Consider the following 12,851-nt stretch of genomic DNA (forward strand, 5'->3'; position numbering starts at 1 on the left):
CGTTGACAAGCTTCCGCACATTCACGGAACTGGTGCTGGCGCGCACCGAAGAGCTCGGCTCCGAGGATGCCTTCATCTTTCTGCCGGACGATGCCAAAGGCTCGGCTCCGGAACATCTTTCGTACGGCGCACTCGACCTGGAGGCCCGCCGTATCGCCTCCTGGCTCCAGGAGCACGGCGCGACCGGCCGGCAGGTGCTGCTGCTCTACCCGTCGGGCACCGGCTTCATCAAGGCCTTCACGGCCTGCCTCTACGCCGGGGCCGTCGCCGTGCCCGCCCCGCTCCCCAGCGAGCAGGGCAAGCACTTCTCCCGGGTCTCCGGGATCCTGCGCGACGCGCAGGCCTGCGCGGTGCTCACGGACTCGGCCAACGCCCCGGAGATCTCCGCCTGGTTGGCCGCCGAAGGCATGAACGACGTGCTCTGCCTGGCGACCGACTCCGACGGGTTCGGCGACGCGAGCGCGTACGCCGTGCCCACGGTCACCCCGGAGAGCCTGGCGTTCCTCCAGTACACCTCGGGCTCGACCAGCGACCCCAAGGGCGTCATGGTCTCGCACAGCAATCTGCTCGCCAACGAGGCCGCGATCCAGCGGTCCGTGTCCTCGCACGCGGGGTCCCGCTACGGCGGCTGGCTGCCCTTCTACCACGACATGGGCCTCATCGGGCACATCCTCCAGCCCCTCTACCTGGGCGGTACCGCGGCGCTCATGTCGCCCGTCTCGTTCCTGAAGCGCCCGCACCGCTGGCTGCAGATGATCGGCGACTACGGGGTGACCATCGGCGGCGGCCCCAACTTCGCCTACGAACTGTGCCTGCGCCGGGTCACCGACGAGCAGCTCGCCACCCTCGACCTGTCCACCTGGGAGGCGGCCTGCAACGGCGCCGAGCCCATCCGGGTCGAGACCATCCGGGCCTTCACCGAGCGCTTCGCACCGGCCGGCTTCCGCCCCGAGGCCTTCTTCCCCTGCTACGGAATGGCGGAGACCACGCTGCTGGTCTCCGGTACACCGACGGACACCCGTCCGGTCGTCCGCAGCGTCGACGCGGCGGGTCTGGAGCGCGGCGAACTGGTCGACCCGCAGCAGGACGCCTCTTCCCGCACCCTCGTCAGCAGCGGCGTCATCCAGGACTTCGACGTACGCATCGTCGACCCGAAGACCCTCCAGGAGCAGCCCGACGGCAGCGTGGGCGAGATCTGGGCCAAGGGCGACAGCGTCGCGCAGGGCTACTGGAAGCGCCCGCAGACCAACAAGGAGATCTTCGACGCCGCCATCGCCGACGGCCGGGGCGGCCAGGATTCCGGCGGCTGGCTGCGCACCGGCGACCTCGGTGTCCTGGAGGAGGGCCAGCTCTATGTCACCGGGCGGCTCAAGGAGCTGGTGATCTTCGCCGGGCGCAATCTGTACCCGCAGGACGTCGAACGCGCCGTGCAGTCCAGCGACAAGGCCCTGGCGGTCGGCTCCGGCGCCGTGTTCGCCGTCGACACGGACCGCGAACACCTGATCATTCTCCAGGAGATACGGGTCAGCGCCGTCAGCACGGACCTGCGTGCCGTCGCCACCGCCGCCCAGCAGCTCATCGGCAAGGACTTCAACGTCCCCGCCGGGAACGTGATGCTGGTCCGCCCCGGCACCATCCGCAAGACCACCAGTGGCAAGATCCAGCGCACCCTGATGCGCAAGCTCTTCCTGGAGGGCGCCCTCACCCCGCTGTACGAGGTGCTGGAGCCCGCGGTCCGCGAGATCGTCGCCGACGCCACCGGTCAGACCCTGGAGCCGGTGGTCTGACATGGAGCATCCGCCGTACCGGCTCGCCGAGGAGCTCGACCGCTTCCTCGGCGACCCGCGGGACCCCACCGAGACGTTCTCGTACGCGCGCTGCGCCGAACTCGACGAGAAGGAGGAGTTCCCCGCCGACATCTGCCGCCGCCTGGAGGAGTGGGGCCTCGCCGGCTACTACGTCCCCGAGCAGCACGGCGGGCGGCTGCACGACTACGAGCAGCTGCTCCAGCTCAGCCGTACCGTCGCCCGCCGCGATCTCACCGTCGCCATCGGGCACGGCAAGACCTATCTCGGCGGTGTGTGCGTGTGGGTCGACGGTTCGGCGGAGCAGGCCGAGCGGCTCGGCAAGGACATCCGGGGCGGCCACGCGGTCTCCCTCGCGCTGACCGAACGGGCCCACGGGAGTGACCTGTTGGCGGGGCAGGTCGGCGTGACGTGCGCCGACGGCGCGGGCGACTGGCTGGTCGGCGGAGAGAAGTGGCTGATCAACAACGCCACGCGCGGCACCCTCCTCTCCCTCCTGACCCGCACGGACCCCGAGGGCGGACCGCGCGGCTTCAGCGTGCTCCTGGTCGACAAGCGCACCCTGCCCGAGGGGAGTTACCGCCACCTGCCGAAGGTGCGCACCCACGGCATCCGGGGCGCCGACATCTCCGGGATCACCTTCGACGCCGCACCGGTGGGCAGGGACGCGCTCGTGGGCAGGGAGGGTGGCGGCGTCGAGACCGTGCTCAAGGCGCTCCAGCTGACCCGCACGATGTGCGCCTCGCTCTCGCTGGGCGCCGCGGACCACGGTCTGGGACTCACCGTCGACTTCGCCGAACAGCGCGAGCTCTACGGCAGGCGGCTCGTCGAGCTCCCGCAGGCCCGCCACGTCCTGGCCACCGCCGCCGCCGACGTCCTGCTGCACGAGGCGGTGGCCGTCGTCGCCTCCCGCGCCGTGCACACCCAGACCGCGGAGATGAGTGTCACCGCGGCCGTCACGAAGTACCTGCTGCCCAGCGGCACCGAGCAGGTGCTCGGCGACCTGACCCGGGTGCTCGGGGCCCGCGCCTTCCTCAAGGACGTGCACGCGGACGGCCGCTTCCAGAAGGTCGAGCGCGACCACCGCATCGTCGGCCTCTTCGACGGCAACACCCTGGTCAACCTGAACTCCCTGATCAACCAGTTCCGTTCACTCGTACGCGGCCACCGACGAGGCACCGGCGACGCCGCCGGCGCGGCAGCCGCATACGACCTGACCACCCCACTGCCCCCACTGGAACCGGCGAAGCTGTCGCTGGTGGCCCGCCGGGGCAGCGGCGTACAGGCCGGGCTCAAGGACTCGGTCGACGCACTGTCCCGCCGCGCCGCGAAGAGCCCCGCACTGGCCGGCGCCGCAGCCGCGGCCCGGCGCCTGATGGACATCACCGACCGGCTGCACACCGAGATGGAGACGCAACAGGGCGTCGTGGGCGACGTACCGCCGGAGGTCTTCGATACCGCCCGCCGCTACGCCCTGTGCTACGCGGGCGCGGTCTGCCTCGGCCTGTGGACGCACAGCGCGGACGCGGCGGGCACCGGGTCCGCGGGCGCGCTGTGGCAGGACGCGCTGTGGCTGCGGACGGCCCTCGACCGGATCCTGGTCCGCCTCGGCGAACCGGGCACCGACGACCCCCGGGCGTACGAGGACCTGCTGGACCACCTGCGGGCCACCCGTACCCGGGGCGAGGTCTTCTCGCTGCTGCCGCAGCGGCAGCCGGGTCATTGGACCGGAACGACCGGCACGACCGGAAAGAGCTGAGAGGACGCCATGCGGATCGGTACAGCGGCCCAGGCGGCGCACGGAGCGTCCGCCGCAAGCCATGCGGAGTACGAGCACACCGGCCAGGAGGCCCGTGTCGCGGCCAGGGTCGCGGAGCTGGAGGAGCGGCTCGGCGACCCCACGGACGAGCGCAACGCGCTGTCCTACACCCGGCTGCTCGAGGCGGACGAGGCGGGCGAGCTGTCCGAGACCGGCGAGCGGCTGCTCGACGGTCTCGTACTCAACGCCGACTTCGTGCCCCGCGCACTCGGCGGCCGGCTGGAGCGCATCGACACCCTGGTCAGGGTGATGCGCCAGGTTTTCCGCCGGGACATCTCGCTGGGCCTCGGCTACGGCGTCACGACCTTCATGGCGAGCGTCAACATCTGGACCACCGGTACCGACGAACAGCGCAAGCGCCTTGCCGGGCTGCTCCTCGACAACGGCAAGGTGTCCGTCGCCTACCACGAGCTGGCACACGGCAACGACTTCGTGCGCAACGAGTTCGAGGCCCTTCCCCGGGACGGCGGCGGCTATCTGCTCAACGGCGCCAAGCAGGTCATCAACAATGCCGACCGCGCCGCCGCCTGGGTCCTGTTCAGCCGCACCGACCCGGCCCCCGGCAGCCGCAGCCACTCCGTGCTCTACGCCGAACAGGCCGAACTCGACCCGGACACCTACCGGGTGCTGCCGCGCTACGCCGCCGTCGGCGTCCGCGGCTGCCACCTGTCCGGGCTCGACTTCGACCACAGCCCGGTGCCCGCGACCGCGCTCGTCGGCGAGGAGGGCAAGGGCGTCGAACTGGCCCTGCGCGCCTTCCAGATCACCCGCAGCGCCGTACCCGGCATGGCGCTCGGCGCGACCGACACCTGCCTGCGCACCGTCGTGCGCTTCGCCCTGGGCCGCAATCTTTACCGCCGCACGGTGATGGAGATCCCGCACGCCCAGGGCACCCTGTCCGACGCCTTCCTCGACCTGCTGATCTGCGACAGCCTCTCGCTCACCGCCACCAGGGCCGTGCACCTGCTGCCCGACGAGACCAGTGTGTACGCGGCCGCGACCAAGTACCTGGTCCCCAAGGTCCTCAACGAGGCGATGCACAGCCTCTCCATCATCCTCGGGGCCCGGTCCTACACCAGGGAGGGCGAGTTCGGGATCTTCCAGAAGCACGTACGTGACCTTCCGGTGCTCAGCCTCGGCCACGCGGGCTCCGCGGCCTGCCAGGCCACGATCATTCCGCAGCTTTCCCGGCTGGCCAGGCGCGCCTGGTTCAGCGGCGCGCCCGCGCCCGACGCGCTCTTCCGGCTCCGCGACGACCTCCCGGAGATCCCCTTCGACCGGCTCGCCCTGGCCAGCGGCCGGGACGGACTGAGCGCCTCCCTGGTCGCGGCCGTGGACGAACTGCCCACCGACACCGCGGAGGCGTGCGCGGTCCACCGGTCGGCGATGCGCATGATGGACGAGCTCCGGCAGATCCAGGAGGAGAGCCTGGCGCTGCTGCCGCTGGACCGCACCGCGCTCGCCAGCCCCACCAGCTTCGCGCTCGCCGACCGCTACTCGGTACTGCTGGCCGCGGCCTCGGTCATCGGCGTCTGGCGACAGGCCGCGCTGAGCGGCGACGACGCGTTCCTCGCCGACCCGTCCTGGCTCGCCGCCGCCCTGCACCGCCTTGAGCGCCGGCTCGGACACCAGACTCCCGCCCTGCCGGACACCTGCGAGGCCCGGGTGCACGAGGAGGTACTGCGCCGCTTCCACGACCACCGCAGCTACGACCTGTACAACACGCCACTGGCCGGCTGACCGCCGATTACGGCCCACGCAAGCACCGCCGACCCCGCCGAGGAGTGCACCATGTCCGCACCGACCACCGTCCATACCTCCGAGTCGCTGACCACGTGGCTTGCCGAGCGCATCGCCCTCTACCTCAAGCGCCGGCCGTCGGAGATCGACCCCTCGGTGCCGCTGGCCGAGTACGGCCTGGACTCCGTGGCGGCGCTCAGCCTCTGCGGTGACATCGAGGAGGACTTCGACCTCGTGCTGGAACCGACGGTCGCCTGGGACTACCCCACCGTCCAGGCGCTCGCGCAGCACCTGATGGAAGAGTTCTCCGCGGAGAGCGGAGCCGTCTGACATGGGACAGATAGCCATTGTCGGCATCGACTGCCGCTTCCCGGGGGCGCCCGACACGGGCGCCTACTGGGATCTGCTGATGCGCTCCAAGGACGGAGTCGGGCAGGTCCCCGAACAGCGCTGGGACGCGGCCGAGTTCCACTCGCCCGACGGCTCCGAGGGACACTCCAACACGACCGAGGGCGGCTTCATCACCGACCCGGACGCCTTCGACAACGAATTCTTCACGGTCTCCCCCCGGGAGGCCGCGGCCATGGACCCGCAGCAACGGATCCTCCTGCAGTGCGCCTGGCGCGCCGTGGAGGACGCCGGCCTGGCGCCGCGTGAACTGGCCGGCTCCAGCACCGGCGTGTTCGTCGGCATCATGGGCAACGAGTGGGCCCAGCTGCACCTCACCGACTACGCGCGGGTCACCGCCCAGACGGGATCCGGCAACGGCTACTGCATGGCCGCCAACCGGATCTCGTACCACCTCGACCTCAAGGGCCCCAGCCTCGCGGTCGACACCGCCTGCTCCTCCTCACTGGTCGCCGTCCACCTGGCGGCCAACGCCCTGCTCGCGGGGGAGTGCGACTACGCGATCGCGGGCGGTGTGAACATCGCCCTCACGCCCGCCCTGGCGATCTTCTACACCCAGGCGGGCCTGTCGGCGCCCGACGGCCGGTGCAAGCCGTTCAGCTCCGAGGCCAACGGCATCGGACGCGGCGAGGGCGTCGGCACAGTGGTGCTCCGCAGGCTGGAGGACGCCGTCGCCGACGGCCAGCAGGTGTACGCCGTCATCCGCGGCACCGCCGTCAACCAGGACGGCCGCAGCAACGGCATCACCGCGCCCAACCGCTGGTCCCAGCAGGACGTACTGGCCGCCGCCTACCGCAGGGCCGGGGTGGACCCCGCCGACGTCACCTTCACCGAGGGGCACGGCACGGGCACCCAACTCGGCGACATGATGGAGGTCAAGGCCCTGGGCCACCACCACAACGGCCGCGCCACCCCCATGGCGCTCGGTTCGGTCAAGGGAAACCTCGGCCACACCGAGGGCGCCGCCGGCATCGCGGGACTCATCAAGGTGGCGCTCTCCCTGCACCACAGGACCGTCCCCGCCAGCCGGTTCGCGGCCAAGGAGAACCAGCAGCTCAAGCTGAAGAAGCACGGGCTGCGCCTCCTCAAGGCCCCGCTCCGGCTCCCCGGCGGCACCACGGTCGCCGGGCTGAGCAGTTTCGGCATGGGCGGCACGAACGCGCACGCCGTGCTGGAGTCCGCGCCGCCGCACGCCGCCCGCCGCGCGGACACCCCGGGCGCGGCCCCGTCGACCGGCACCGGCACATCGGCCGACGCCGGAACGTCCCCGCGCCCCACCACCGGCATCGGCGCCGCCGTCTTCACCCTCACCGCACCCAGCCCGGACGCCCTGCGCCGCAACCTGCTGGCCCAGGCCGACGCGGTGGCGGCGCGCCGGGTGCCGCTCGCCGCCCTGAGCTGGAGCGGCAGCCGGGTCAAGTCCGGGCACCGGTACCGCTTCGCGGTCACCGCGTCCGACACCGCGGAGCTCGTCGGCCGCCTCCGCGGCGCCGCCACGGACGAGGACCAGCTCGCCGGACTCACCGGCGCCCCCGCCGGCCGGCCCCGCACCGCGTTCCTCTTCACCGGGCAGGGCTCGCAGTACGCCGGCATGACCGCCGGCCTCTACCGCGACTCCCCGCTCTACCGCCATTTCCTCGACGAGGCCGACGGCGCGCTGCTCCCGCACACCGGGGAGTCCGTACGCGACCTGATCCTCACCGCGGACGAGGCCGTGCACCGTACGGCCTGGACGCAGCCCGCGCTCTTCGCCGTCGGCTACGCACTCGGCCGGACCCTCGGCGAGCTCGGCGTCCGCCCCGACGCGGTGCTCGGACACAGCCTCGGCGAGTACGCCGCCGCCTGCCTCGCCGACGTCCTCCCCCTGGAGGCCGCGGCCCGGCTCATCACGGCGCGCGGCGCGCTGATGCAGCAACTCCCGTCCGGAGGCGGCATGCTGGCCGTGCTGGCCGGGCACGAGCAGCTCGCCTCCTACGTGGCCGACGAGCCCCTCGTGAGCATCGCCGTGGCCAACGGCCCACGAGCCTCGGTCCTCTCCGGCGACATCGACGCGCTCACCCGCATCGAGAAGGAACTGGGCGGCGACCGGCTGCGCACCAAATGGCTGACGGTCTCGCACGCCTTCCACTCGCCGCTCATGGAACCGATGCTGGAGCAATTCGCCGAGGTGGCGCGGGAGGTGGGCGGCGGCGTACCGCGGCTGCCCCTGTACTCCACGGTGCGTGGCCGGCTGCTGGAGAACGACGAGCCGATGGACGCGGACTACTGGGTGGCGCACGTCAGGAACCCGGTGCTCTTCGGCGACGCCGCGAGCCGACTGCTCGATGACGGCCCCACCCAGGTGGTGGAGGTCGGCCCGCAGCCGGTGCTCTCCGCGATGAGCCGCAAGCTGGGCCCCCCGTCCGGCGGCACCAGGCCCGCCTTCGTCCTGCCGGTCCGCGGCCCCGATTCGGGCGGCCGGGATCTCGCCGACGCGCTCGCCGGTCTGTATCGCGGCGGGCTCAACCCGGACTGGGACGCGCTCTACGCACCCGAGGACCGTACGGTGCTGCGACTGGCCCCGTACGTCTTCTCCTCCGAGCACCGCTACTGGACACGGACACCCGTCACGGCCGCCGCGGGGCCGGCCGCGCCAAGGCCGCTGCCCGTGGTGACCGGGACGGCGTCCCGGCCCGCCGAAACACCTTCGCCCACCGGGGTGTTGGCGCTGCGCAGGACCGGCGCGCCCGACCCGGTGTCGCAGATCCTGTTCGAAGCCGTGGGCCAGGTCGGCGGCTACGCACCCGACGAGATCTTCCCGCACCTGCGGCTCTACGAGGACCTCGGCTTCGACTCCGTAATGATCATGGAGTTGAAGAACCGCATCGAGGACCGGCTGCCCGAGGTCGGGGCGCTCACCGTGCAGGAACTGCTGCCCCGGCTCTCCTCGATCGGCGATCTCGCCACCTTCCTCGGCGAACGCGTCAGCAGCAGCACCGCCGTCAGCAGTCTCAGCAGTGAGGAGAGGACCGCATGACCCAGCACACCAAGGATCCCGAGGACCGGCAGGCCTACCTCGCCTCCGTCGGCACCGCCCTGCCCGGCGAACCCGTCGACAACGCCACCCTGGCGAAGGTGCTGGGCATCAACGAGGAGTGGGTCGAGGTGTTCATCGGGACCAAGACCCGGCACTTCGCCCGCGACCTGGGCACCGGCACGGTCCGCTGGTCGCTGGCGGACCTCTGCGCACAGGCGGCCGAGCGGGCGCTCGCCGCCCCCGGCGTCGACCCGTCCGCCATCGACTTCATCATCCTCGGCACCGCCACCCCCGACACCCTGATGCCCGCCACCGTCAACCATGTGGCCGACCAGCTGGGACTGGACCAGGTCCCCACGTTCCAGCTGCAGTCCGGCTGCGCGGGCGCGGTCCAGGCGCTGAGCCTGGCCCGCACCATGATCGCCTCCGATCAGTACCGCACCGGCCTGGTCATCGGCGGTGACGTCTGCACCAAGCACCTGGACCTCCAGCGCGACCTGTCCGGCGCCGCCCCCGGCGACCTGGTCAACTTCGTGCTCTTCGGGGACGGCGCGGGCGCGGCGGTCATCACCGACGAGCCGGTCGGCCAACGCGTCGCGATACGTACCGTCCTCAACCGCTTCACCGGCCTGGGCCGGGACCCCGGCCAGGTCATCGAGTGGTTCGGGCTCGCGGACCGCTACGACGACCGGCAGGCGCTCACCGAGGACTACAAGGCCATCGAGGAGTCCGTGCCGGTGATGGCGGTGGAGATCCTCTGGGAGCTCCTCGGCGAACTCGACTGGACCCCCGAGGACCTGGACTACCTGCTGCCGCCCCAGCTCTCCGGCCGCATGACCAGGCGCATCACCGAACAGCTCGACGTACCGACGGCCCAGGAGGTCTCCTGCGTCGCGGACACCGGGAACAACGGAAACGCCCTGCCCTTCCTGCAGATCGAGAAGCTGCTGGGCCAGATGTCCGGCGGGGAGAAGGCACTGGCCGTCGCCATCGAGTCCAGCAAATGGATCAAAGCCGGTTTCGCCCTGGAGAAGATATGAGCATCAGCGGCCTGAACACCTTCACCCTCGACGACTTCACCCGTCTCCTCGCCGACGACCTGGACCTGGAGCTCGCTCCCGGACAGGTCACCGCCGACTTCGACGAGCTCCCCGACTGGGACTCCCTGCACCTCCTCAAACTGGTCACCGCCCTGGAGCGGGCCATCGGCAGCCCCGTCCCGGTCGGCAAGGTCTTCGAGACACGAAGCCTCAAGGAGATCTACGACCTGGCGGTCGCCGCATGAGTCCGGCCCCGGGCCCGCCGGCGGCGACGACCCGCACGGAACGCCGTCGCCGGCACACCCTCTACTTCCTGGAGTGGTCGGCCAACCAGCGCCCGGTGCACCTGGACACGGACATCGACATGACCCGTATCCAGGCGCACCGGGCCGCGGCCCGCGCACAAGGCGTCCACTACTCGGTGGTCGGCTATCTGCTGCACAGCGCGGGACGCACCCTGGCCCGGTACCCGGAGGCCAACGCCGTCATGGCCCCCGGCTGGCCCGGACTGCTGCGCCCCCCGCGCACGGTGCGGTTCGACGGCGTCACCGCCAAGCTCGCCCTCGACCGGCCGGTCGAGGGCGAGCGCACCGTGCTCTCCGCCCTCGTGCCGGAGGTGCAGACCGCGAGCCTGCGCGAGATCCAGCAGCACATCGACCGCTACCGCGGCGAACAGGCGGCGGAGCTGCCGGAGTTCAAGGGCGTAAGGATGCTGGGGAAGCTCCCCGTCCTCCTCGGCCGCGCCGCCTTCGCCGCCGCCCTGCGCGATCCGCGCAAACGCCCCGGCATCTTCGGGACCGTGTCGGTCAGCTCGCTCGGCCACCGTTCGGTGGACGGATTCCACTCCTCGGGCGGCACCGCCGTGACCCTGTGCGCCGGCCGTGTCACCGACCGGGCCGTGGTCCGCGACGGCCGCGTCGTACCGGCGCCCATGATGCGGCTCGGGCTCACTTTCGACCACCGGGTGATCGACGGCGCGGTTGCGGCCGACGTCCTCAGCGATCTCCGATACAGCATGGAGGACTTTGATGACGGCTCCAGGGAACCTGTCCCCGAGCCGGACCTTCGGGGAGCCGATCGTGATGTCCGGCCCCAAAGGGGACTGGAACAGAGTCAGAGCTGATCTGGCGCAGCACGCCACCGCCCTGATCTACGCCCGGCTCGACGACTGGCTCCCGGAAGCGGTGGGCGGCCCACGGCTGCGCGCCCTGCTGGGCCGGGACTGGAACCGTTTCCTGGACCTGACCCACCACGAGGTGCGGGCCAGGTTCGCGGCGTCCCGCGTGCTGCTCAAATTCGCCGCCGCCGCCGCCCTGCGGGTGCGGCCACAGGTCGTCGAGCTCGGCTACACACCGACGGGACGCCCCTATCTCCTCGGCTACGACGGAGTCCAGATCAGCCTCAGCCACACCGAGGACCTGCTGCTGGTCGGCCTCGCCACCGGCGCCACCATCGGAGTGGACGCCGAACGCAGCGACCGCGCCCTCTACGGGCCCGGACTCGGCCGGTACCTGTGCACCCCGCGCGAGGTCGAACTCCTGGAGGCCCTGCCGGTCGCCGAACGGGACCCCGCGCTGGTGCGGCTGTGGACGCTGAAGGAGGCGTACAGCAAGGCGATCGGCCTCGGCATGCAGTTCCGCTTCACGGGCTTCGGCTTCGACACGGACGACACACTCACCGGCGTACGCCACCCCGACGGCACCCCCGGCACCGGCAGTGAGTGGAGCTTCAGGACCTACTACCTGGAGGGCCCGTTCACCGTCAGCGTCGCCGTCGGTGACGCCGGTTTCGGCGTCACCGACGACACCCGGGCGAACACCATGCTCGACGCCGGCATCGTCGACGCGCTCACCGAGGCGCTCGGCGACGAGGAGGCAGGGCCGGCGGACGACGACGAATGGTGGTGACGGACGTGCAACCGGCCCTAAAGGGGCTCCCGGGACACTGGGAGCCACACGGACCGGGACGGTGAGACATGGCACGCATGGACCATCTGGACGAGCTCAAGGAATTCGCCCGACTGCACGCCCGAGGTCAGGGCATGCCGGCCGACCAGGCCGATCAGGTGCTGCGCCGGATCACCAACGACACACCCGGCGACCCGAGTTCCTGGGCCGCCGTGTGGACCACCGAAGGGAAGGCCGCCGCCTCCAGGGGCAAGCTCCTGGAGGCCTGCAGCCACTACGCGCTCGCCCGCTTCCCGTACCACGGTGACGAGGACCGGCAGCGCGCACAGCGCCTCTGCGTCGAGACCTTCGACACCTGGCGCCTGCGCCAGGGCGGCATCGAACGCCTCGAACTGAAGCACCCCGACGGCAGCGTCGCCTGCTGGACCTCGGGGCTCGACGCCCGAAAGCCCCTGCCGTTGCTCGTCGTCATGGGCGGCATCGTCAGCGTCAAGGAACAGTGGGCGCCGCTGCTGCCGAAACTGCGCAAGCTGGGCTTCGCGACCATCGTCGCCGAACTGCCCGGCGTCGGCGAGAACACCTTCCGCTACCGGCCCGACTCCTGGCGTCTGTTGCCCTTCCTCCTGGACCAGGTCGCGGACCGTGCCCGGGTCACCAACACCTCCATGCTGGCGCTCAGTTTCAGCGGCCACCTCGCCCTGCGCGCCGCCGTGGAGGACCCGCGCATCCGACGGGTCCTCACCGTGGGCGCGCCCGTCGGGGAGTTCTTCACCGACGAGCAGTGGTGGCCCCGGGTGCCGGGCATCACCGCGGACACCTTGTGCCGCCTCAGCGGCGCGGCCGACCGCACCGAACTGCGGGCCCTGCTACCCGACTTCGCGCTCACGGCCGAACAGCTCGGGGCCCTGCGGATCCCGGTCCGGTACGTCGCCAGCAGCCGCGACGAGATCATCCCGCCGGGCGAGCAGGCGCTGTTGCGCCGCTCGGCAGGCGACGTCCGCTTCAAGACCTTCGACGATGTGCACGGCTCGCCCGCCCATCTGGGGGCCATGCGGCGCTGGTTGTTCTCCTCGCTGCTGCGGCTGCGCTTCACCGGCCCGCGCTGAGCACCCCGTA

Annotated in this window: 10 protein-coding genes; all 10 read left to right on the plus strand. The window is 71.5% G+C overall.

The window, feature by feature from the left end:
• Positions 1-2: 2 nt before the first annotated feature.
• The 10 genes from ACLLJJ_RS32455 to ACLLJJ_RS32500 all read left to right on the plus strand — a co-directional run bounded on the left by ACLLJJ_RS32455 (position 3) and on the right by ACLLJJ_RS32500 (position 12,841).
• A complete protein-coding gene (locus ACLLJJ_RS32455; RefSeq protein ID WP_434597754.1) occupies positions 3-1,787 on the plus strand; it encodes a fatty acyl-AMP ligase in 1,785 nt (594 codons plus the stop codon).
• A 1-nt stretch (position 1,788) separates the two neighbouring features.
• A complete protein-coding gene (locus ACLLJJ_RS32460) occupies positions 1,789-3,564 on the plus strand; it encodes an acyl-CoA dehydrogenase family protein (protein ID WP_434597756.1) in 1,776 nt (591 codons plus the stop codon).
• 9 nt (positions 3,565-3,573) lie between these two features.
• Positions 3,574-5,364 (plus strand): acyl-CoA dehydrogenase family protein, encoded by a 1,791-nt coding sequence (locus ACLLJJ_RS32465; protein ID WP_434597759.1) that lies wholly within the window; start codon positions 3,574-3,576, stop codon positions 5,362-5,364.
• A 51-nt stretch (positions 5,365-5,415) separates the two neighbouring features.
• On the plus strand, positions 5,416-5,694 hold the full coding sequence (locus ACLLJJ_RS32470; protein ID WP_434597761.1) for an acyl carrier protein: 279 nt from the start codon (positions 5,416-5,418) through the stop codon (positions 5,692-5,694).
• A 1-nt stretch (position 5,695) separates the two neighbouring features.
• On the plus strand, positions 5,696-8,788 hold the full coding sequence (locus ACLLJJ_RS32475) for a type I polyketide synthase (RefSeq protein WP_434597764.1): 3,093 nt from the start codon (positions 5,696-5,698) through the stop codon (positions 8,786-8,788).
• Positions 8,785-9,828 carry a 3-oxoacyl-ACP synthase III family protein gene (locus tag ACLLJJ_RS32480; protein ID WP_434597767.1) on the plus strand — a complete coding sequence of 348 codons (1,044 nt, stop codon included), beginning with the start codon at positions 8,785-8,787 and terminating at the stop codon, positions 9,826-9,828. The genes ACLLJJ_RS32475 and ACLLJJ_RS32480 overlap by 4 nt, the downstream gene beginning before the upstream one ends.
• On the plus strand, positions 9,825-10,073 hold the full coding sequence (locus ACLLJJ_RS32485; RefSeq protein WP_434597769.1) for a phosphopantetheine-binding protein: 249 nt from the start codon (positions 9,825-9,827) through the stop codon (positions 10,071-10,073). Before ACLLJJ_RS32480 ends, ACLLJJ_RS32485 begins: the two co-directional genes overlap by 4 nt.
• Positions 10,070-10,951: a 2-oxo acid dehydrogenase subunit E2 gene (locus tag ACLLJJ_RS32490; RefSeq protein ID WP_434597772.1), complete on the plus strand. Its 882-nt coding sequence runs from the start codon at positions 10,070-10,072 to the stop codon at positions 10,949-10,951. The genes ACLLJJ_RS32485 and ACLLJJ_RS32490 overlap by 4 nt, the downstream gene beginning before the upstream one ends.
• Entirely contained in the window at positions 10,911-11,735 is an 825-nt protein-coding gene (locus ACLLJJ_RS32495) for a 4'-phosphopantetheinyl transferase family protein (RefSeq protein WP_434597774.1), read from the plus strand. Before ACLLJJ_RS32490 ends, ACLLJJ_RS32495 begins: the two co-directional genes overlap by 41 nt.
• Positions 11,736-11,803: 68 nt before the next feature.
• Entirely contained in the window at positions 11,804-12,841 is a 1,038-nt protein-coding gene (locus ACLLJJ_RS32500) for an alpha/beta hydrolase (RefSeq protein WP_434597776.1), read from the plus strand.
• The last annotated feature ends 10 nt before the right edge of the window (positions 12,842-12,851 follow it).

Source organism: Streptomyces sp. A5-4 (assembly GCF_051131715.1).
In the GTDB taxonomy this organism is placed as follows: domain Bacteria; phylum Actinomycetota; class Actinomycetes; order Streptomycetales; family Streptomycetaceae; genus Streptomyces.

Bases quoted from the DNA above. Each gene is read 5' to 3' on its own strand.
- ACLLJJ_RS32490 (WP_434597772.1), top strand. From the start codon at position 10,070: ATGAGTCCGGCCCCGGGCCCGCCGGCGGCGACGACCCGCACGGAACGC.
- ACLLJJ_RS32470 (WP_434597761.1), top strand. From the start codon at position 5,416: ATGTCCGCACCGACCACCGTCCATACCTCCGAGTCGCTGACCACGTGG.
- ACLLJJ_RS32500 (WP_434597776.1), top strand. From the start codon at position 11,804: ATGGCACGCATGGACCATCTGGACGAGCTCAAGGAATTCGCCCGACTG.
- ACLLJJ_RS32480 (WP_434597767.1), top strand. From the start codon at position 8,785: ATGACCCAGCACACCAAGGATCCCGAGGACCGGCAGGCCTACCTCGCC.
- ACLLJJ_RS32485 (WP_434597769.1), top strand. From the start codon at position 9,825: ATGAGCATCAGCGGCCTGAACACCTTCACCCTCGACGACTTCACCCGT.
- ACLLJJ_RS32465 (WP_434597759.1), top strand. From the start codon at position 3,574: ATGCGGATCGGTACAGCGGCCCAGGCGGCGCACGGAGCGTCCGCCGCA.
- ACLLJJ_RS32475 (WP_434597764.1), top strand. From the start codon at position 5,696: ATGGGACAGATAGCCATTGTCGGCATCGACTGCCGCTTCCCGGGGGCG.
- ACLLJJ_RS32460 (WP_434597756.1), top strand. From the start codon at position 1,789: ATGGAGCATCCGCCGTACCGGCTCGCCGAGGAGCTCGACCGCTTCCTC.
- ACLLJJ_RS32495 (WP_434597774.1), top strand. From the start codon at position 10,911: ATGTCCGGCCCCAAAGGGGACTGGAACAGAGTCAGAGCTGATCTGGCG.